General features: G+C 70.4%; 21 protein-coding genes and 1 riboswitch. Of the genes, 12 read left to right on the forward strand and 9 right to left on the reverse strand.

The features are described from left to right. Positions 1-4: 4 nt before the first annotated feature. The 3 genes from ACWDR4_RS32155 to ACWDR4_RS32165 all read left to right on the forward strand — a co-directional run bounded on the left by ACWDR4_RS32155 (position 5) and on the right by ACWDR4_RS32165 (position 3,252). Positions 5-1,369 carry an ABC transporter substrate-binding protein gene (locus ACWDR4_RS32155; RefSeq protein ID WP_450413635.1) on the forward strand — a complete coding sequence of 455 codons (1,365 nt, stop codon included), beginning with the start codon at positions 5-7 and terminating at the stop codon, positions 1,367-1,369. 69 nt (positions 1,370-1,438) lie between these two features. Further along, complete coding sequence (locus ACWDR4_RS32160) at positions 1,439-2,359, forward strand: carbohydrate ABC transporter permease (protein WP_450413636.1); 921 nt, start codon at positions 1,439-1,441, stop codon at positions 2,357-2,359. After that, complete coding sequence (locus ACWDR4_RS32165; protein ID WP_450413637.1) at positions 2,356-3,252, forward strand: carbohydrate ABC transporter permease; 897 nt, start codon at positions 2,356-2,358, stop codon at positions 3,250-3,252. The genes ACWDR4_RS32160 and ACWDR4_RS32165 overlap by 4 nt, the downstream gene beginning before the upstream one ends. A 76-nt stretch (positions 3,253-3,328) precedes the next feature. Here ACWDR4_RS32165 and ACWDR4_RS32170 read toward each other — a convergent pair whose 3' ends face one another. Beyond that, positions 3,329-4,087, reverse strand: a complete 759-nt coding sequence (locus tag ACWDR4_RS32170; protein ID WP_450413638.1) for an SDR family NAD(P)-dependent oxidoreductase — start codon at positions 4,085-4,087, stop codon at positions 3,329-3,331. Continuing rightward, positions 4,084-5,391 carry an L-fuconate dehydratase gene (locus tag ACWDR4_RS32175; RefSeq protein ID WP_450413639.1) on the reverse strand — a complete coding sequence of 436 codons (1,308 nt, stop codon included), beginning with the start codon at positions 5,389-5,391 and terminating at the stop codon, positions 4,084-4,086. Before ACWDR4_RS32175 ends, ACWDR4_RS32170 begins: the two co-directional genes overlap by 4 nt. Before the next feature lie 310 nt (positions 5,392-5,701). Here ACWDR4_RS32175 and ACWDR4_RS32180 point away from each other — a divergent pair, with 310 nt between their 5' ends. The 8 genes from ACWDR4_RS32180 to larE all read left to right on the forward strand — a co-directional run bounded on the left by ACWDR4_RS32180 (position 5,702) and on the right by larE (position 13,456). After that, positions 5,702-6,415, forward strand: coding sequence for a FadR/GntR family transcriptional regulator (locus ACWDR4_RS32180; protein WP_450413640.1), 714 nt, complete (start codon positions 5,702-5,704; stop codon positions 6,413-6,415). Between the two features lie 117 nt (positions 6,416-6,532). After that, positions 6,533-7,384, forward strand: coding sequence for a fumarylacetoacetate hydrolase family protein (locus ACWDR4_RS32185; protein WP_450413641.1), 852 nt, complete (start codon positions 6,533-6,535; stop codon positions 7,382-7,384). Next, positions 7,384-8,376, forward strand: a complete 993-nt coding sequence (locus ACWDR4_RS32190; RefSeq protein ID WP_450413642.1) for an aldo/keto reductase — start codon at positions 7,384-7,386, stop codon at positions 8,374-8,376. The genes ACWDR4_RS32185 and ACWDR4_RS32190 overlap by 1 nt, the downstream gene beginning before the upstream one ends. Beyond that, positions 8,373-9,290, forward strand: a complete 918-nt coding sequence (locus ACWDR4_RS32195; RefSeq protein ID WP_450413643.1) for an amidohydrolase family protein — start codon at positions 8,373-8,375, stop codon at positions 9,288-9,290. Before ACWDR4_RS32190 ends, ACWDR4_RS32195 begins: the two co-directional genes overlap by 4 nt. After that, complete coding sequence (gene larA / locus ACWDR4_RS32200; protein WP_450413644.1) at positions 9,287-10,567, forward strand: nickel-dependent lactate racemase; 1,281 nt, start codon at positions 9,287-9,289, stop codon at positions 10,565-10,567. Before ACWDR4_RS32195 ends, larA begins: the two co-directional genes overlap by 4 nt. Then, positions 10,564-11,358: a nickel pincer cofactor biosynthesis protein LarB gene (gene larB / locus ACWDR4_RS32205; protein WP_450413645.1), complete on the forward strand. Its 795-nt coding sequence runs from the start codon at positions 10,564-10,566 to the stop codon at positions 11,356-11,358. Before larA ends, larB begins: the two co-directional genes overlap by 4 nt. Next, positions 11,355-12,557, forward strand: coding sequence for a nickel pincer cofactor biosynthesis protein LarC (gene larC, locus ACWDR4_RS32210; protein ID WP_450413646.1), 1,203 nt, complete (start codon positions 11,355-11,357; stop codon positions 12,555-12,557). The genes larB and larC overlap by 4 nt, the downstream gene beginning before the upstream one ends. Beyond that, positions 12,554-13,456, forward strand: a complete 903-nt coding sequence (larE, locus tag ACWDR4_RS32215; RefSeq protein ID WP_450413647.1) for an ATP-dependent sacrificial sulfur transferase LarE — start codon at positions 12,554-12,556, stop codon at positions 13,454-13,456. Before larC ends, larE begins: the two co-directional genes overlap by 4 nt. A 574-nt stretch (positions 13,457-14,030) precedes the next feature. Here the strand turns inward: larE and ACWDR4_RS32220 are convergent. From ACWDR4_RS32220 to ACWDR4_RS32230, 3 genes are all read right to left on the reverse strand, one after another. After that, entirely contained in the window at positions 14,031-15,209 is a 1,179-nt protein-coding gene (locus tag ACWDR4_RS32220; protein ID WP_450413648.1) for an acyl-CoA dehydrogenase family protein, read from the reverse strand. A gap of 165 nt (positions 15,210-15,374) precedes the next feature. Then, positions 15,375-16,151 carry a CbtA family protein gene (locus tag ACWDR4_RS32225; RefSeq protein WP_450413649.1) on the reverse strand — a complete coding sequence of 259 codons (777 nt, stop codon included), beginning with the start codon at positions 16,149-16,151 and terminating at the stop codon, positions 15,375-15,377. Between the two features lie 25 nt (positions 16,152-16,176). After that, positions 16,177-16,398 (reverse strand): CbtB domain-containing protein, encoded by a 222-nt coding sequence (locus tag ACWDR4_RS32230; protein WP_369029652.1) that lies wholly within the window; start codon positions 16,396-16,398, stop codon positions 16,177-16,179. Between the two features lie 38 nt (positions 16,399-16,436). Further along, a riboswitch (cobalamin riboswitch) is annotated at positions 16,437-16,569 on the reverse strand. 135 nt (positions 16,570-16,704) lie between these two features. Between ACWDR4_RS32230 and ACWDR4_RS32235 the strand changes: the two genes are divergently transcribed. Then, positions 16,705-17,307, forward strand: a complete 603-nt coding sequence (locus tag ACWDR4_RS32235; protein ID WP_450413650.1) for a histidine phosphatase family protein — start codon at positions 16,705-16,707, stop codon at positions 17,305-17,307. A gap of 72 nt (positions 17,308-17,379) precedes the next feature. On the opposite strand, the gene ACWDR4_RS32240 is transcribed toward ACWDR4_RS32235, so the two are convergent. From ACWDR4_RS32240 to paaC, 4 genes are read right to left on the reverse strand one after another with little or no spacing between them, the layout of a single operon-like run. After that, entirely contained in the window at positions 17,380-17,796 is a 417-nt protein-coding gene (locus ACWDR4_RS32240; protein WP_450413651.1) for a ferredoxin, read from the reverse strand. Positions 17,797-17,849: 53 nt separating this feature from the next. Further along, positions 17,850-18,968, reverse strand: coding sequence for a 1,2-phenylacetyl-CoA epoxidase subunit PaaE (gene paaE / locus ACWDR4_RS32245; RefSeq protein WP_450413652.1), 1,119 nt, complete (start codon positions 18,966-18,968; stop codon positions 17,850-17,852). After that, complete coding sequence (paaD, locus tag ACWDR4_RS32250; RefSeq protein WP_450413653.1) at positions 18,968-19,480, reverse strand: 1,2-phenylacetyl-CoA epoxidase subunit PaaD; 513 nt, start codon at positions 19,478-19,480, stop codon at positions 18,968-18,970. Before paaD ends, paaE begins: the two co-directional genes overlap by 1 nt. Further along, on the reverse strand, positions 19,474-20,322 hold the full coding sequence (gene paaC / locus ACWDR4_RS32255) for a 1,2-phenylacetyl-CoA epoxidase subunit PaaC (RefSeq protein WP_450413654.1): 849 nt from the start codon (positions 20,320-20,322) through the stop codon (positions 19,474-19,476). Before paaC ends, paaD begins: the two co-directional genes overlap by 7 nt. Positions 20,323-20,330 lie beyond the last annotated feature (8 nt).

A 20,330-nucleotide genomic window follows, 5' to 3' on the forward strand; every position in this document is an offset into this window, starting at 1 on the left:
TTCCATGCCCCGCAACGGACGTAGACAACTCATCACGGCGACTTTCGTCGTCGGCACACTGACCGCTGCCGCCGCCTGTTCCGATCCCTCGGCCGGGCAGGACGCCTCGGGCAACACCACGATCACCGTGGCGCTCGCGGCGAACCCGCAGATGAAGACGGCCGAGAGCCTGATCTCCGACTTCGAGAACAAGAACCCGGGGATCAAGGTCAAGTTCACCACCCTGCCGGAGAACGACCTGCGCCCGGCCGTCACCAAGGACGTCGCCACCAAGGCCGGCCAGTACGACGTGGCCATGATCGGCAGTTACGAGGTGCCGATCTGGGCGAAGAACGGCTGGATCGTCCCGCTCAGCAGCTACGTCTCCAAAGACACGGCATGGGATGCGAGCGACGTCCTGCAGCCGATCAAGGACATCGTCTCGGCGGACGGCAAGCTGTACGCCGCCCCCTTCTACGGGTCGAGTTCCTTCCTCTTCTACCGCAAGGACCTGGCGAAGAAGGCCGGAGTCACGATCCCGCAGAACCCGACCTGGCAGCAGGTCGCCGCGGCCGCGGCCAAGATGGACGACAAGAAGAGCGGAGTCTCCGGCATCTGCCTGCGCGGTCTGCCCGGCTGGGGCCAGAACCTGGCATCCCTCACCACGGTCATCAACACCTTCGGTGGCCGCTGGTTCGACGAGAAGTGGCAGCCGCAGCTCACCTCGCCCCAGACCGAGAAGGCCGTGAAGTTCTACGTCGACCTCCTGCGTGCGCACGGCCAGCAGGACGCGGCCAAGGACGGCTGGGAGGGCTGCCTGCAGCAGATCACCCAGGGCAAGACCGCGATGTGGTACGACGACACGGTCTTCGCCGGTTCCGCCCTCCAGGAGGCCACCTCGCAGGTCAAGAACAACCTCGGGTTCGCGATGGCACCGGTGGACGAGACCAAGGCATCCGGCTGGCTGTGGTCCTGGGGGCTGGCGATCACCCAGTCCAGCAAGCACAAGGACGCCGCCTGGAAGTTCATCTCCTGGGCGACCAGCAAGGAGTACATCAAGCTCGCCGGCACCAAGGCCGGCTGGGATGCCGTCCCTCCCGGCTCACGCACCTCGACCTACTCGATCCCGCAGTACCAGAGCGCGGCCAAGTCCTACGCCGATCTGACCCTGGCCTCGATCAACGCCGCCAACCCGAAGCGGCCGACCGTCGATCCGGTGCCCTACACCGGAGTGCAGTACGTGCAGATCCCCGAGTTCACCGACATAGGTGACTACGTCTCGCAGCAGGTCGCGGGAGCCATCGCGGGCACCCAGAGCGTGCAGCAGGCGCTGAAGAAGTCGCAGTCCTACACCGAGTCCGTGGTCAAGAAGGCCGGCTATCTCAAGTAGCCGCAACCGGGCGGCGTGAGGGGTGCAAAAGCCCATCACGCCGCCCGACTCCCCAGGAGGAAGTGAGCCATGACCACCATCAGCCAGGCGGCTGTCCCGGTGAAGCCGCCGACCCGGCGCGGGTCGTGGAGCCGACGTGCCCCGCTGTTGCCTGCACTCATCATCACGCTCGTGCTGACGCAGATCCCGTTCGCCCTGACCATCTGGTACTCGCTGCAACGCTGGAACCTGCTCAATCCCGGCCAGAAGGGCTTCGCAGGCCTCGACAACTTCCGGGACACCTTCGGCGACGACACCTTCTGGAAGGCCATCAAGAACACGGTGGTCCTCACCGGCGGCGCCACGATCGCCAGCATGGCCATCGGGCTGGTCCTGGCGATGCTGCTGCAGAAGAGGTTCCCGGGGCGCGGCATCGCCCGCACGCTCGCCATCACACCGTTCTTCGTCATGCCCGTGGCGGTCACGCTGTTCTGGCGCAGCGCCATGTTCGACCCCTCCTTCGGGCTCCTCGGCTGGCTCACCGATTCCGTCGGGCTGCCGCGCGTGAACTGGCTGAGCGAACAGTCGATGCTCTCCATCATCATGATCACGTCGTGGCGGTGGACACCGTTCGCGATGCTCGTGCTGCTCGCCGGACTGCAGGCGCTGCCAGACGATCAGTTGGAGGCCGCACGCGTCGACGGCGCGAACTGGTGGCAGCAGTTCCGCAACGTTGTCCTCCCGCACCTGCGGCCCTTTCTCGAACTGACCGCGCTGCTGCTGAGCATGAACATCATCCAGACGTTCGGCGAGATCGCCCTGCTCACAGCCGGTGGTCCCGCGTTCGGAACGACCAACATCACCTACTACGTGTACCTGCGTGCGTTCAACTCGTTCGACTTCGGCACCGCTTCGGCATACGGGCTGGTCACGCTGGTACTCACCATCGCACTCGCGTTGCCGGCGCTACGCCTGCTGTCCGGCATCTTCCAGCAGGAGGGACGACGATGACCGCCACGGCCCTGCACCCCCCGGAGAAGAAGACCGTCTCTCCCGGGCCACACAGCCGCCCGCGTCGGCGTCGGCGGCGACCTGCCAACGACAAAGCCAGTTGGCCCGTGGCCGTACTCGGCTGGCTCGGATCGCTCGTTCTGTTCTCGCCGATCGCGTACATGCTACTCAAGAGCTTCCAGACCGAGACCGATGCGGCGTCGCCCTCACCCAAACTCGTGTTCCACCCGACACTGGAGCACTACCAGAGCACGTTCCAGGCAGGGTTCTGGGCGTATGCGGGCAACTCGATCGTCGTCGCGGTGGTCTCGACGGTCCTGGTACTGCTGCTGGCCACGCCTGCCGCGTACGCCCTGTCGGTACGGCCGGTCCGTAAGACGCAGGACGTGCTGTTCTTCTTCATCAGCACCAAGATGATGCCCGTCGCCGCAGGCATCATCCCGATCTACGTGGTCGCCCAGCACCTGCACCTGCTGAACACCGTGGTGGTGCTGCTGATCCTGCACCTGGGCATGAACCTCCCGCTTGCCGTGTGGATGATCCGCTCGTTCCTCCAGGAGGTACCGGGCGAGATACTCGAGGCCGCGGCGATGGACGGGGCCAGCCGGATACGCATCATGCGCAGCATCGTGCTTCCACTGGTCCGGCCCGGCCTGTGGTCAACAGCCCTGCTGTGCTGCGTGTTCTCCTGGAACGAGTACTTCTACGCCGTCAACCTCACGACGACCACGTCAACACTCCCCCTGTTCATGCAGAAGTTCCTGTCCTTCGGTGAGCTCTACACCGCCCAAGTAGCCGCCGTCGCCACCGTCGTGAGCATCCCCGTCGTCGTTCTCGGCTGGATCTGCCAGCGGAGCCTGGTGCGCGGCCTGTTGTTCGGGGCGGTGAAGTGATGCGCGCAGTCCTCAACTCCGGAACGACAACAGCTTCTCAGTCTCCTTGCCGGTGCGGTGTGCCGGACAGCCGTGTTCAGGCGCGCGGGCGGATCCGCAGTCCGTGCATGCCGCCGTCGACGGCGAGATCGGTGCCTGTGGTGGAGCCTGAGAGCGGGCTCGCCAGGTAGGCGATGGCCGCGGCGACCTCTTCCGCGCTGACCAGGCGGCCCATGGGCTGACGGGCGTTCAGGGCGGCGCGTTCGGCCTCGGGGTCGGCGGCGCTGTCCAGCAGGCGCCCGACCCAGGGGGTGTCGGCGGTACCGGGATTGACGCAGTTGACGCGGATTCCGGAGTGCACGAGGTCGGCGGCGGTCGCCCGGGTGAGGGAGAGGACGGCGCCCTTCGTGGCCGAGTACAGGGCCCGGTCGGGCAGCCCCGCCGTGGCCGCGATGGAGCAGGTGTTGACGATGGCCGCGCTGTGCGAGCGCCGCAGGTGCGGCAGCACGGCACGGGTCACCCGCACCATGCCGAAGACGTTGACCTCGAAGACGCGACGCCACTCGTCGTCGGTGTTGTCCTCGATCGTGCCCTGGGCGCCGATGCCCGCGTTGTTGACGAGGACGTCGATGCCCCCGAGCCTGCGGGCGGCCTCCCCGACGGCCGTTCGTACGCCGGTGTCGTCCGACACGTCGGCCTGTACGCCGATGAGGGGTTCGGGCACGTCGTCCGGCTTGAGATCCAGGCAGGCCACGCGCGCCCCACGCGCGGCGAGCAACTGAGCGGTGGCCAGGCCGATGCCGGAGGCGCCACCGGTGACCAACGCGGTCAGCCCGGCGAACTCGTTCGTGCTCATGTCCTGGCCTTCGCTTCCCACACCGGGCCCTCGGGGTAGCGGTGGGCCGCCACGGAGTCCGGGTGCAGTTCGGCGCTGATACCGGGGGCGGTCGGCGCGAGGTAGTGGCCCTCCCGGATTCGTACGGGATCGGTGAAGTGCTCGTGCAGATGATCGACGTACTCGATCACGCGGTTCTCGGTGGTGCCGCTGACGGCGACGTAGTCGAACATCGCCAGGTGCTGCACCATCTCGCACAGGCCGACCCCGCCGGCGTGCGGGCAGACCGGGACGCCGAACTTGGCGGCCAGCAGCAGGATGGCGACGTTCTCGGTGACGCCCGCGGTGCGGCTCGCGTCCATCTGGAGGATGTCGAGCGAGCCGGCCTGGAGCAACTGCTTGAACATCACCTGGTTGTGGGTGTGCTCACCGGTGGCCACCTTCACCGGCGCCAGCGCCTTGCGGATGGCGGCGTGGCCGAGGATGTCGTCGGGGGAGGTGGGTTCCTCGATCCAGTACGGGTCGTGGGGCACGAGCGCCCGCATCCAGTCGATGGCCTGCTGGACGCCCCACGCCTGGTTGGCGTCGACGGCGATCCTGATGTCCGGGCCGACCGCCTCGCGGGCCAGCCGCATCCGGCGCTCGTCGTCCGCGCGGTCGGCGCCGACCTTCAGCTTGATCTGGGAGAACCCGTCGGCGACCGCCTCCTTCGACAGCCGCACCAGCTTCTCGTCGTCGTAGCCGAGCCAGCCGGGTGTCGTCGTGTACGCCGGATAACCGTGCTCCAGCAGTCGCGCGGCGCGTTCGGCGCGGCCCGGTTCGGCGCGGCGCAGGACGTCCAGGGCCTCGTCGCGGGTCAGCGCGTCCTGCAGATAGCGGAAGTCGACCAGGTCGACCAGCTGCTCCGGGGACAGTTCGGCCAGCAGTCGCCAGACCGGCTTCCCGGTACGGCGGCCGTACAGGTCCCACACGGCGTTCACGATCGCCGCGGCGGCCATGTGGATGGCCCCCTTCTCCGGGCCCAGCCAGCGCAGTTGGCTGTCGCCGGTCAGCCGCCGGGAGAAACCGCCGAGGTCGTTCAGGACCTCTTCCACCGGCAGGCCGACCACCAGCGGGGCCAACGCACGTACGGCGGCGACCTCCACGTCGTTGCCGCGCCCCACGGTGAAGGCGAGCCCGTGGCCCTCGTCGCCGCCGCTCGTACGGATCGTCACATAGGCGGCCGAGTAGTCGGGTTCGGGGTTCATCGCGTCGGAGCCGTCGAGTTCCAGAGAGGTCGGGAACCGTACGTCGACCGCATCGACGGCGCTGATCAGTTCACTCATGGTGACCGGCCTTCGCGGCCGGGAGGCCAAGGTGTCGTCTCGGGGTCATGGCAACCACCCATCGTCATGTGTACATGGCATGTCTGTTCTGCAGCAGCAGCCTCCAGACATGGGATGGATTTTTAGTCTCTGTTCGCCGCTGTGTCCATAGCCGGAACGAAAAGAGTCGGACACTTTCGCCTCTGACCTGCGAAGTAGACGAGATTTTCGTAGTTGCGGTAGCGGATTCAGCCATCCCATGTCTTCCTACGTCATGGGATGTATTGCTACGGTGCCGCTGCGCACGCAACGACGAGGAGGGCAGCCACGCATGTCACTGACCGACAAGGCCATCGACCGCATCAGGGACCTCATCCAGTCGGGCGAGCTGCCCCCCGGGGCCAAACTTCCGCCCGAGCAACAGCTCGCCGCGGAGTTGGGTCTGTCCCGCAACCTGATGCGGGAAGCGGTGAAGGCACTGGTCGTCGCGCGGGTGCTGGAGATCCGGCGCGGGGACGGCACCTACGTGACCAGCCTGGAACCGGAGCTGCTGCTGAGCAGCATCGGGTCCGCGGTGGAGTTGCTGCGTGGCGACACGTTGCTGGAGCTCACCGAGGTGCGCCGACTGTTCGAGCCGGTAGCCACGGCGCTGGCCGCCACCCGGATCTCGGCCACCGAGCTCGGCGAGGTGGAGCGGCACCTGGACGCGATGAGGGCGGCCCGCGACGACGTCGAGCGCCTCAACGAGCACGACGCCGCCTTCCACCGGGCCGTGGTCGCGGCCACCGGCAATGCCACGCTGGCCACCCTCCTGGAGGGCATCTCCGGCCGGACGCTGCGCGCCCGTGTCTGGCGGGGACTGGTCGACGACAACGCCGCCGGGCGCACCCTCGCCGAACACGAGGCGATCTACCAAGCGCTGGCCGACGGCGATGCCGTACTCGCCCAGGCGGCGGCGCTGATGCACGTCAGCACCACCGAGCGGTGGCTGCGCGAGCACCTGGAACGGGACAGTCGGCTCCCCCGGGACGGCTCAGCCGTGTAGGGGCTTCCTTCCTGAGCACTGGTGCGCGCTTTCGCCCCCTTCATTCCTTATGTCCCGCTCCCGGGTGCCGAATCTCCGGTCACCGGGCGGGCATGTTCACCTCACCTAGGAGTACCGATGAGACTTCTGCGCGTGGGCCCGGCGGGCTCCGAGCGGCCCGTGGTCCTGGATTCCGACGGCACCGCGAGAGATCTGAGTCCGCTGACCGTCGACATCGACGGTGCGTTCCTGGCCGAGGGCGGCGTGGAACGCGTCCGTGCCGCCCTGGCCGAGAGCGTGCTGCCACCCACGGACATCACCGGCCGGCGGGTCGGCGCTCCGGTCGCACGCCCCGGCAAGGTGGTGTGCATCGGGCTCAACTACGTCGATCATGCTGAGGAGACGGCGACACCGCCCCCTGCCGAACCGGTCGTCTTCATGAAGGCCGCCAACACGGTCGTCGGCCCCGACGACACCGTGCTCGTACCGCGCACCAGTGAGAAGACGGACTACGAGATCGAACTCGCCGTGGTCATCGGCCGCACCGCGCGCTACCTGGACTCGCCGGAGGCGGCCGACGACGTCATCGCGGGCTACGCGATCGCCGACGACGTCACCGAGCGGGCCTTCCAGCACGAGCGGGGCGGGCAGTGGGACAAGGGCAAGTCCTGCGAGACGTTCAACCCGCTCGGCCCCTGGCTGGTCACCCCCGACGAGACCGGCGACCCGCAGGGGCTGGCCATGCGGCTGTGGGTCAACGGCGAACTGCGCCAGGACGGCCACAGCAAGAACATGATCTTCGGGGTGCGCCACATCGTCTGGTACCTGAGCCAGTTCATGGTGCTGGACCCCGGAGACGTGATCAGCACCGGCACCCCGGCCGGCGTGGCCTTCGGCGCCAACGACTTCCCGTATCTGGTCGCCGGTGACGTGGTCGAGGTGGAGATCGACCGGCTCGGCCGCCAGCGGCACGTCCTCGGACAGGCCTGATGACCTCCGCGAGCCCGCCCTGGTTCACCGAGCGCGTCCCGCTCGGCCGCTCCGGGGCCACCGTCAGCCGTATCGGCCTGGGCACCGCACCGCTGGCCGGGCTGTTCTCGGCGGTCGGCGACGAGCAGGCCACCGCCACGCTCGACGCCGCCTGGGCGGCCGGTGTCCGGTACTTCGACACCGCCCCGCACTACGGTGCCGGGCTCGCGGAACGGCGGCTGGGATCCTTCCTCGCCGACACCGGCCGCCCGCGCGCCGCGTTCACCGTGTCCACAAAGGTGGGACGGCTGCTCGTGCCGGGCGACGCCGCCCTCGGGGACGAGGCGTTCCACGGCGAACGGGGGCTGGTCCGGGTGCGCGACTACAGTGCCGAGGGCGTCTACCGTTCGCTCGCCGAGAGCCTTGAGCGGTCCGGTCTCGAAGCCTTCGACACAGTCCTGATCCACGACCCGGACGACCACTGGGAGGAGGCGGTCACGGGGGCGTACCCGGCACTGGCCCGGCTGCGCGACCAGGGAGCGGTCCGGGCGATCGGCGCGGGCATGAACCAGACGGCGATGCTCACCCGCTTCGTCACCGAGACCGACCTCGACTGCGTACTCGTCGCCGGCCGCTACTCCCTGCTGGACCGCAGCGCGGCCGACGCGCTGCTGCCGCTGTGCGCCGAGCGCGAGGTGGGCGTCCTGGTCGGCGGCGTCTTCAACAGCGGCATCCTCGCCGACCCGTCCCCGGGCGCCACCTACGACTACGCCCCGGCACCCGACGAAGTGCTGCGCCGCGCCCGGTCCCTGGCCGAGCGGTGCGCAGCCCACGGGGTGCCGCTGGCCGCCGCCGCGCTGCAGTTCCCGCTGCGCCACCCGGCGGTCACCGGTGTGGTCCTCGGCGCGCGCAGTCCACTGGAGGTCACGGAGAACATCGCACACGCCACGGCGGAGATCCCCGCGGAGCTGTGGGCGGAACTCGACGCCCTGGCGGCGGGGGCCCGGCCATGACACGGATCGACGCACACCACCACGTCTGGAGGCCCCGGCCCGCGACGCCTGTGGCGGAGACGGCTCCGAGAGCGCCCGGGACCGCTTCCGGCCCGAGCCGTCGCCCGCACGACTGGCTGGACGCCCCCGACATGGCAGCCGTACGCCGTGACTTCACCCTCGACGACCTCGCACCGGAGCTCGCGGCGACGGGCATCGACCGTACGATCCTGGTCCAGGTCCTCCCCGATGCCGACGAGACGGCGGAGTTCCTGTCCCTGGCGGGGGCAGCGGACCTGGTCGCCGGTGTCGTCGGCTGGGCGGACCTCACCTCGGACCGCCTGACGGACACACTGGCCGCCCTGCGGACGGGCACCGGAGGTGAACTCCTGGTAGGCGTCCGGCACTTGGTGCAGGGGGAGGCGGACCCGGGCTGGCTGAACCGGGGGGACGTCCGACGTGGACTGGGCAGGGTGGCGGACGCGGATCTCGCCTACGACCTGCTCACCCTCCCGCACCAACTCCCCGCCGCCATCTCCACCGCACGGGCCCTGCCCGAGCTGACCTTCGTCCTCGACCACCTGTCCAAGCCGCCCATCGCCTCCGGCGAACTGCACCCGTGGGTCTCGCTGATCCGTGAACTGGCCGCCGAACCCAACGTGTTCTGCAAGCTGTCCGGCATGGTCACCGAGGCGGACCACACCGGCTGGACTGTCGCGGATCTGCGTCCGTACGCCGATGAGGTGCTGGACGCCTTCGGCCCGTCCCGTGTGATGTTCGGCTCCGACTGGCCGGTGTGCCTACTGGCCGCCTCCTACGAGGAGGTCGTCCGCGCGGCCGAGGAAGTGACCGACCGGCTGACCGTCGCCGAACGTGCCGAGGTCTTCGGCGGCACGGCGGCCCGCGCCTACCGACTGCGGAAGGAAGACCTGTGAAGATACGTCTGGCCTACGGGCAGTCGGGGCTCGACATCGAGGTGGATCCGCCGACGGCGACCGTCGTCGAACCCGTTCACCACGAGGCCGCCGCGGACCAGATGGCCGTACTGCGCGAGGCGTTGCGCGCCCCCGTCGCCGGGCCCCCGCTGCGCGAACGGGTGCGACCGGGGCAGACGGTGGCGATCTCGGCCTGCGACGGCACCCGCCCCCAGCCGCGCCATCTGATGATCCCCGCCGTCCTCGCCGAACTCGAAGGGATCGTCCGTCTGGAGGACGTGGTGATCCTCGTCGCCACCGGCACCCACCGGGGCAACGGCGAGGCGGAACTGCGCGCGATGTTCGGCGACGAGGTCGTGGACGCCGTACGCATCGTCAACCACGACGCCCGCGACCCCGGACAACTGACCTGGATGGGGACGTACGGCAACGGCGTCCCGGTCTGGCTGAACCGTGCGTGGGCCGAGGCGGACGTCCGCATCACCACGGGCTTCGTCGAACCGCACTTCTTCGCCGGCTTCTCGGGCGGTCCGAAACTCGTGGCCCCCGGCCTGGCCGCGCTGGAGACGGTCCTCGTCCTGCACGACGCGGCCCGCATCGGCGACCCGCGCGCCACCTGGGGCAACATCCACGGCAACCCCGTCCATGACGACGTACGGGCCATCGCCGAAGCGACCGGAGTCACCTTCTCGCTGGACGTGGTGCTCAACCGGGACAAGGACATCGTGGCCGCCTTCGGAGGCGATCTGGCGCCGATGCACGCCGCGGCCACGGCCACGGCGAAACGCATGGCGATGCGGCCGGTCGAGGCGCCGTTCGACGTCGTCGTCACCACCAACTCCGGCTTCCCGCTGGACCAGAACCTCTACCAGGCGGTCAAGGGCATGTCCGCCGCCTACCAGGTGGTCAAACCCGGCGGCATGATCGTCTGCGCGGCCGAGTGCCGCGACGGCTTCCCCGACCACGGCTCCTACCGGGAGGTGCTGGCCTCCGCTCCGTCCCCGCAGGCGCTGTTCGACGACATCAGCGCCCGCACCGAAACCGTGCCCGACCAGTGGCAGGTGCAGATCCAGGCACGTATCCAGTCCGGCAGCCGGGTCGTCATGCACACCGGTTTCCTGAGCGACGCCGAACTGGCCACCGCCCACCTGCGACAGACCCGCGACATCTCGGCCACCGTCGCCGAGGCGCTGGCCGGAGCGGGTCCCGGCGCCCGTCTCTGCGTCCTGCCCGAAGGGCCGCAGACCATCCCGTACGTCGACAGGAGCGGGGCATGAGCCGGGTACTGGACCTGGGCTTCGCCCGGCTGGACCTCGCCCGCGAGGCCCGACAGGGACTCCCCGAGGTCGTCTACGGGCCCGGAAAGACGGTCGAGCAGATCAGCGGCATCGTCACCGGGCTGCTGGAACACAACACCGGTCCTGTCCTCGTCACCCGGATCGAGGCGGAGATCGCCGAGGCCGTCATGGCACGGCTGGATCCGGGCGTGTACGACGAGGAGACGCGAGGCCCGGGGCCGTACGACGGGCAGCGACACGACCCGGGAACGTACGACGGCCAGCCGCACGGCCCGGGAACGTACGACGCCGAGGCCCGGCTGCTGTACTGGCGGCCGTCTCCAGCCGGGGACTTCTGCGTGACGGTGGTGGCCGCCGGCACCTCGGACCGGCCCGTCGCCGCCGAAGCCACCGCCGTGGCCGCCGCCGTCGGCCTGGACACCACCGCCATCCACGACGTGGGGGTGGCCGGCCTCGACCGGGTCCTCCAGGTGCGTGACCGGCTCCAGGCCGCCGACGCGGTGATCGTCGTGGCCGGGATGGAGGGCGCCCTCGCCAGTGTCGTGGGCGGTCTGGTGCGCGCACCGGTCGTCGCCGTGCCGGTCTCCACCGGGTACGGCGCGTCCCTGGAGGGCGTCACCGCACTGCTCGCCATGCACGCCTCCTGTGCTGCCGGGGTGACCGTGGTCAACATCGACTCCGGCTTCTCGGCCGCGATCGCGGTTCACCGCATCGCCCAAAGCTCTGTGAACACACAAAGCCGTTTGAACACACCCGGAGGCCGCCGGTGATCGCCTGGATCAACCCGTTCACCGGGCTGGCCGGGGACATGCTCCTGGCCGCCCTCATCGACGCCGGAGCACCGCTGGACGCGATCCGGGCCTCGATCGCCGCCACGGGTCTCACCGGTTGGGAACTGACCGCCGAGCACGTCACCGACCACGGGCTGGCCGCCACCCGGGTCCACGTGAACGTCACCGACCCGTGCACCGAGCGGCAGGCCGCCGAAGTCATCCACCTCGCCTCGCGGGCCACCCCCGAACCTGTCGCCGCCCTCGCGGTCGCCACCGTGACCGCCGTTGCCGAGGTGGAGGGCCGCCTGCACGGCGCCGACCCCGCCACCGTCCACCTCCACGAACTCGGCGGCCACGACACCCTGGTCGACATCGTCGGCGTCGCAGCCGCCCTGCACGCCCTGGGCGTCACCGACGTCTTCAGCGCACCGCTCCCGCTGGGCAGGGGGCGGGTGACCTCGGCGCACGGAGTGCTGCCCTGCCCGGCACCCGCCACGCTGGCGCTGCTCACCGGAGCGGCCGTCATGGGAAGCGATCTGCCCGGCGAAACGGTGACGCCCACCGGCGCCGCACTGCTGCGCGCGCTCGGAGCGCGGTACGAACCGCCGCCGCCCTTCACCCTGGGCCGCACCGGGTACGGGGCGGGCACCCGCCGCCTGCCGGACCGGGCCAACATCACGGCGGTGACCCTGGGAGTCCCCGCCCCGGCAGCTTCGGGTCAGGACCCTCCGGCGGAGGACGTCGTCGTTCTGGAGACCAACCTCGACGACGTCACCGGCGAGATCCTCGGACACACCATCACCCGGGCGATGTCGTCCGGTGCTCTCGACGCCTGGGTGACGCCCGCCGTGATGAAGAAGAACCGCCCCGCGCACGTGTTGCACGTCCTGACCACCCGCCAGGACGAGCGTCGGCTGCGCGACCTCGTACTGTCGGAGACCGGCAGCCTCGGCATCCGCCGCGTGGGCGCCACCCGCACCGTGCTGCCGCGAGACTTCGAGACCGTGCACGTGGACGGCCACCCGGTTCGGATCAAGCACGGTCCGCACGGCGCCAAACCCGAACACGACGACCTCGCCTCCGTTGCCGCAGCCCTGGGCATGCCCCTCCGGACCGTCGCGGCACGCGCACTCGCGGGGAGCGGCCGGGCCGCCGCCCCTCAGCACACCGACCTTCTCGCGGGAGGACAACCATGACCATCACAGACGAGGGAGCGGCTGCACTCGCACACACCGACGCCCTCGCCGACCGGCTTCTGGACCGCATGCGCGCCATCGGCGCCGTCGCCGTGGCCTATTCGGGCGGCGCGGACTCCGCCCTCGTGCTCGCCGCCGCCGTACGTGCCGTCGGCCCGGAGCGGGTTCTCGCCGTCACCGCCGTGTCGGAGAGCCTGGCCGCCGGTGAACTGCCGCACGCCCGCCGCCTGGCCACGGACCTCGGCGTCACTCATCTCACCCCGCGCACCAGCGAACTGACCCGTCCCGGCTACCGCGCCAACGGCCCCGACCGCTGCTACTTCTGCAAGTCCGAGGTCCTGGACACCATCACCGTGCTCGCCCACGACCACGGATACGAGCTGGTGGCCACCGGAACCAACGCGGACGACGCCCGGGACCCCCACCGCCCGGGCATCAGGGCCGGCCGGGAACGCGGCATCCACACCCCGCTCCTCGACACCGGCCTGACCAAGGCGGAGGTGCGCCTGCTGAGCAGGCACTGGTCACTGCCGACCTGGAACAAACCCGCGACGCCCTGTCTGGCCAGCCGGATCCGCTACGGCATCGAGGTCACCCCGCATCGCCTGGCCCGCGTCGACCGGGCCGAGACCGCGGTGCGCGCGCTCCTGGCCGACGCCGGACTGACAGTGACCGACCTCCGGGTCCGCGACCTGGGGGACAGCGCCCGCCTGGAAGTGGACGCCTCGCTCGTCGGCCGGATCTCCGCGCTCCCCGGGCTCGCCAGGGCGCTGGCGGACGCGGGCTTCGCCGAACTGCCCCACCGGGTGGAGCCCTTCCGATCGGGACGGCTCAACTCCGAGACCTCAGTCCGTGGCGCGGCGCCCCGCTCAGCAGCGGATCGGCCAGTCACACGATGACGAACGGCACCCCCGGCGAGGTCCCTTTCCCTTGACTCGGCTGTTCCTCCAATCGAGATGCATCCCGAGTCCGAGCGCGAGCAAACCCGGTACGTCCCCGGTGTACCCGCACCCAGCGTGATGCCCTACAACACGCTCGCCGTCGGCGAGGCCGTGACTCACTTCCTTCTCGCATCCGTCGGCCTGCACGAGGGAGACAATGATCTCGGATCAGTCATCCACCGCCCTCGAACCCGTGAACGGCATATCCAAGATCCCCGCCAGGACGCCCGCTGCCGCTGGTGTACACCCGGAGGCAATCTCGGCCGCGGCGCCAACGGAGAACTCGCGGCCCGGCAGACGGCAACCACTCGATCTTGAATTCACAGCGGATGAGAGTGTGCCGTGACACGGTAGTTGGAACTGAAAGGCTCGGCGGCCCGCGGCTGCCCTCGTCGCGGAGTCGAGTGCGATTCCTGTCGTCGTGGCGGAGCACCGACTGTCTTGTCACGGCCCAGCGGCTATCTCGATCACGCAGAATCCTGGTGCCAGCTATCCGCGGTATGTGACAACTGGCGTCTGTGGTCACAACGGGTCAGCGCCGCACCCTCGGCATCCCCAGCCCGATCCACGAGATGATCTCCCGCTGGATCTCGTTGTTGCCGCCGCCGAAGGTGAAGATCACGGCCGAGCGGTAGCCGCGTTCCAGTTCGCCGTGGAGTATCTCGCCGGCCGAGCCCTCCTTCAGGGCGCCCGGGGCGGCGACGATCTCCAGGAGCCAGGCGTAGGCCTCGCGGCGGGCCTCGGAGCCGTACACCTTGACGGCGGAGGCGTCCTGCGGGGTGAGGGTGCCTTCCTGGACGGCGTTCACCATCTGCCAGTTGAGGAGTTTCATCGCGTCGAGCTTGGTGTGGGTCTGGGCGAGACGGCGCCGGACCCAGGGCAGGTCGACGACGCGGCGGCCGTCGGCGAGCTTGGTCTCCATCGCCCAGCGCTGTACGTCGTGCAGGGAGCGGATGGCCATCGTGCCGTGTGCGGCGAGGGTGACGCGTTCGTGGTTGAGCTGGTTGGTGATCAGCCGCCAGCCCTGGTTCTCCTCGCCGACGCGGTGGGCGACGGGGACGCGGACGTTCTCGTAGTAGCTGGCGGTGGTGTCGTGCGAGGCGAGGGTGCGGATGAGGGTGCAGGAGTAGCCGGGGTCGGTGGTCGGCATGAGGAGCATGGTGATGCCCTTGTGCGGCGGGGCGTCCGGGTCCGTGCGGACGGCGAGCCAGACCCAGTCGGCCGTGTCGCCGTTCGTCGTCCAGATCTTCTGGCCGTTCACCACGTACTCGTCGCCGTCCCGTACCGCGCGTGTCTTCAGGGCCGCCAGGTCGGTGCCCGCCTCCGGCTCGCTGTAGCCGATCGCGAAGTCGATCTCGCCGGCCAGGATCTTCGGCAGGAAGTACGTCTTCTGCTCGTCGCTGCCGTAGCGCATGATCGTCGGGCCGACGGTGTTGAGCGCCATGAGCGGCAGCGGTACGCCCGCCTGGGCGGCCTCGTCGAAGAAGATGAACTGTTCCATCGGGGTCAGCCCGCGCCCCCCGTACTCCTGCGGCCAGCCGACGCCGAGCCAGCGGTCGGCGCCGAGGCGGCGGATGGTCTCGCGGTAGAAGCGTTTCTGGAGGGCCGGGTCGCCGAACCGCGAGTAGGCGCGGTCCGGCACCAACTCGGCGAAGTAGGCGCGCAGTTCGGTACGCAGTCGCTGCTGCTCGGGCGTGTATTCGAGATGCACGGCGCCTCCTGCTGGCTCCCCTGGGCCGGACCTGTCGGCGCACACGGTAGAACGTGTTCCAGAAATTGGGAATGGCGGTGCGCCCATGGGTACGCGCAAGGGTGCGTACATGCCTGAGGGGGTCCCGGACGTCCGGGACCCCCTCAGGCTGGAGCTGCGAACTGCTCAGTGCGCCACAGGAGTTGCCTGCGGTTCGGCGCCGCTCGCGCCGACGGCCGCAGCCGCCCTCGGCACCAGCAGCCGTTCCGCCAGCAGGCCGAAGACCAGGCCGAACGCGGTCCACATGGTCGTCTGGATGGCGAGGGTGGCCACGCGGTACTGCCACAGCAGGCTCGCGGAGAAGCCCTCCGGGACCTCGTTGGTGAACGACGGCAGGAACGCGTACGCGAGTCCGACTGCCAGGACGAAGAAGCCGCCCGCGGCGAGGGTCGCGTTCCAGTTGCCGAGGCTCGGTGCGAGGCGCTTGCCCAGGATCACCGCGCCGACGGCCAGCAGCACGCTCAGCGCGACCATCAGGAAGAACAGCGCGGTGCGCTGGTTGAGGGTGGTCTCGTCACCCACGGCGGGCGGGTTGGCGGGGTACTTGAGGAACGGCACGACGTACACGGCGAACAGCCCGGCCCCCGCGAGGAGCAGCGCCGTCGCGCGCGGCCCGAAGCGGCCGATCCGGCCGAGCGCGAAGCAGTACGCGAGGGCGGCGATGCCGCCGAACGCGACGCCGTAGACGAGGACACCGGTGCCCAGGCCCACGGTGGACTGCAGCGCGCGGGAGACGAGTTCCTCGCCGCCGTGCTCGTGCGCGGCGTGCGCCTCCTCGAAGGCGATGGCGTCGTCGACGAGCGGCTCGGCCAGGAGGTAGGCGACGACCCAGGCGAGCGCACCCGCGACAAGGCCCGCGAGCATGCCGCGGACCAGGAGGTTTCTGACAGTTGTGGAGTTCATGGGCTCGTACGTTTCCCTGTCGTCGTCAGTGGCAGGGGAAGCCGAGCAGGTGACGGGCGTCGTGCACCCATTCGTGCACGCCCTCGCCGGAGACCAGGGAGGTGGCGCCCTGTTCGGCGCCGACGAAGTAGAGCAGCACCAGCATCAGCACGCCGAAGAAGACCGCCCAGGGGGCGATCGCCCCGATCGGCAGCTTCGCGGGTACGGCGGTGGGAGCAGCGGTCGGCTGAACGGCGGACTGTGCCATGAGCAGGACCTCCTGGGGGAACTCGCGTCCCGTATCGGTGGTGCGGAGGACGACAGTCACGGGTCTGACTTGCCCCCGGGCCGCACCGGGGAGGGTGCGTACGGGGCTTACAGTGGCGCGACCGTGCCGGATTCCCACCGGCTTCCGTCGAACCGTCGTCAATATCGACGAGAACGTACCGCGAAGCGGGGGCGCGGCCAAGGGCGCATGGGACGGCGTACGGCGCACCGGGGCGCCGCACGCTGCCTCAAGTTCCGTACATGACAACGACATTGGGGCAGGAATGAGCAGCGCGGGGGCCACCGGATGACGAGCCGAGTGATGTTGATCTCACCGGCGATCAGCGCGGCCCTGCGGGAGGCCCGCTTCGACGACGACTGTCCCCTGGACGAGTCGGGCCTGCGGCTCGCCCGGGCGGCGGCAGGGACGCTCCCGCCGGTCTCCCGGGTCTGGGTCTCCCCCACCGCACGCTGCCGGGAGACGGCTCAGGCACTGGGCCTCGACGCCGGGTCCGCGCCCGGCCCGGCCGGGCCGGCCGGCCTGGACGCGGGCCGCTGGCGCGGCACGACCCTCACCGAGGTGACGGAGAAGGAACCGGAGGCGCTGGCCCAGTGGCTGACGGACCCTCAGTCGGCCCCGCACGGCGGCGAGTCGGTGCGCGCGCTGTGCGACCGGGTCGCGCGCTGGCTGGACGACACGGCGGCCCAGGTCACGGGCCGCTCCGTCGCGGTCGTCGAGCCGGAGGTCGTGCGGGCGGTGACGGTACGGGTGCTGGGGGCGCCCGAGTCGGCGTTCTGGCGGATCGACGTTCCGCCGTTGACGGCAACGGAGTTGAGCGGTCGGGCGGGGCGCTGGAACGTACGGGTGGGGTCGCGGCTGGGGGCACCGCACGGGGAGCACGAGGAGTAGGCAGTACAAGGAGTAGGGAGCATGAGGAGTAGGGGGTACGAGGAGTAGGGAGCGCGTGGGACGCGGGCCCTCTCAGCCGCCACCGTCGCGCACGGAGCCCGGCGTCCCCATCGTCCGTATGAAGTCCTCGCACGCCTGTGCGCACTCCCGGCATGCCTTCGCCGCGTCCTCCGCGCCGAGGTGGTCGTCGAGGATCTGGGCGGTCTCCAGGCAGACCGTGCGGCACCAGTCCAGTTGGAGGCGGAGGGCGGCCTCGTCCTGGGGTGTCTGTTCGGAGAGCAGTCGGCAGGTCGCGTCGCAGACTTCCGCGCACAGGATGCCCTTCCGGCGTGCGACGGCGTCGTCGGCGGACCCGTCCGGGTCGACGAAGCTCGCGCGCCGTGCGGTCGCCCGTGCGCACTCGGTGCACGCCTGGGCGCAGACGAACCGGTCCTCCAGGAACCGGAAGAGTTCCTGTTGCGAAGGCGTAGTCGTAGTCGTAGAGGTCACCCCGATCGGGTTGCCGCAGCGGGCCCCGTCAAACCCGGCCGCCCCTTTCCGGGTCAGCTGTCGTAGTCGACGGTCAGGGTCTCCGAGACGGGGAACGACTGGCAGGTCAGGACGTAGCCCGCGTCGACCTCGGCGGGTTCGAGGGCGTAGTTGCGGCGCATGTCCGCCTCGCCCGAGGTGACCAGGGCCCGGCAGGTGCCGCAGACGCCGCCCTTGCAGGCGAACGGCAGGTCGGGGCGGGTGCGCGCGGCCCCGTCCAGAACGGTCGTCTCCCGGGAGAGCGCGGTCGTGGTGGAGCGGCCGTCGAGGGTGATCGTGACCCGGCTCACCGGGCCGTCGGCCACCGCGTCCGTGTGCTGGACCTCGTGGAACGGCTGGTCGTCGGCGTAGAAGAGTTCCTGGTGGACGCGGCCCGCGGGCACGCCCAGCCCGGCCAGCAGCTGCTGGGCGTCGCGGACCATGCCGTGCGGTCCGCACAGCCACCAGTGGTCGGTGCCGGGGACGTCGACGAGACCGGCGAGCAGCGCGGCGAGCCGTTCGGCGTCCAGGCGGCCGGAGAGCAGCTCGGCCTCACGCGGCTCGCGGGACAGTACGTGGCCCAGCTGGAAGCGCGTACGGTACAGGTCCTTCAGGTCCGCCAGTTCGTCGGCGAACATCACGGTGTCCGTACGCCGGTTGCCGTACAGGAGGGTCACCTGGGAGCGGTCGTCGGCGGCCAGGACCGACTCGGCGATCGACATCATCGGGGTGATGCCGGAGCCCGCCGCGATCAGGACATGGCGGCCGGGTGCGGTCAGGTCGGGGGTGAAGGCGCCGGTCGGGGTCATCACGTCGAGGACGTCACCCGGGCGCACCTCGTCGACCAGCCAGGACGAGAACAGGCCGCCGGGCACCACCCGTACGCCGATGCGCGGCTGTTCGCCGGCCGGGGCACAGATCGAGTACGACCGCCGCTCCTCACGCCCCTCGAACTCCCGGCGCAGGGTGAGGGACTGCCCGGGCGCGAAGGCGTACTCGGCGGCCAGGCCGTCCGGCACCTCGAAGCCGACGGTGACGGCGTCCGCGCACAGGCGTCGTACGTCGGCGACCTTCAGGGCGTGGAAAACCGGGCGGCGACGGGCTGTGGCCGGAGTGGCCGCCGGTGCGGTGGTCGGGGAGACGGTCGCGGCCATCAGATCTCCTTGACGTACTCGAACGGCTCGCGGCAGGCCCGGCAGCGCCACAGGGCCTTGCAGGACGTGGCGGCGAAACGGGAGGTCTCCTCCGTGTCCGCCGAGCCGCAGCGGGGGCAGGGCACGGTGCGCCGGGTGGGCAGCAGCGAGAGGGTGACCGGGCCGCGCGGTGCCGCGCCGGGCGGGGCGATGCCGTGCTCGGTGAGCTTGCGGCGGCCCGCCGGGGTGATCCAGTCGCTGGTCCAGGGCGGATCGAGGACGGTACGGATCTCCACGCGCGCGTACCCCGCGGCGCGCAGCCGGGCGGCGACGGCGGCGCGCATCTCGGCCATCGCCGGGCAGCCGGAGTAGGTCGGGGTCAGGCTCGCCACCACCGTCCCGTCGCCGGTCACCTCCACTCCGCGCAGGACGCCGAGGTCGGCGAGGGTCAGCATGGGCAGCTCGGGGTCGGGCACCCGCTCGGCGATGCTCCTGGCGCGCCGGACGTCCTCGATCCCGGTCACGGTCACCATGTCGCCTCCGGGTGGGCGCGGGCCACGCTCTGCAACTCGGCGAGCAGCGGCGCGAGATGCTCGGTGTGCCGCCCGTCGCGCCCGGCGCCGTGCGCCGGTGGAACGGGCGGTACGGTCAGCCCGGCGGCCTCCGCGACCTGCCCCAACACCTCGACGACCTCGCCCTGGACGTCGTACGCCGCGAACAACTCGCCGAGATACGGGGCGACTTGGTCCAGGGCCATGCGCATCCGGCGGTGCGACTCCTCGGTGCCGTCGCCGAGGCGGACGGCCCATTCGGCGGCGTACTGGCGGTGGTACGTCAGTTCCTTGGCGCCCTTCGCGGCGATCGCGGCGAGCACCGGATCGCGGTGGGCGGCGAGGCGTTCGAAGTGGGCGAGCCGCCAGCTGGACAGTGCCAGCAGCCGCACGATCGAGAACGCGAAGTCCCCGATGGGCAGTTCGGCCAGCTGTACGTTGCGGAAGTCGTCGGCGTCGCGGAAGTAGGCGTACGCGTCCTCGCCGCGTCCGGTGGCGTCGACCTGGCCCGCGCGGGCGTACAGCAGCCGGGCCTGGCCGAGCAGGTCGAGGCCGATGTTGGCGAGTGCCACCTCCTCCTCCAATTCGGGGGCGCGGGTGCACCACTCGGCGAGCCGCTGGGCCGACACCAGCGCGTCGTCGGCGAGTTCGACGCAGGTCGCGGCCAGCTCGCCGGCGTCGACGCCCTCGGGGACGGTCGTGTCGACGCCGTACAGGGGGTCCTCGAACCCGGTGCCGAAGGCCCAGCGGGCGTCGCTGCCGTCGTCGTGGCCCTCGGCGAGGGAGAGATAGACGTGGTCGTCGTCGTTCTCGCTGTTGCTCATGTCCGCTG

The sequence above is a fragment of the Streptomyces sp. NPDC000878 genome, assembly GCF_053599695.1.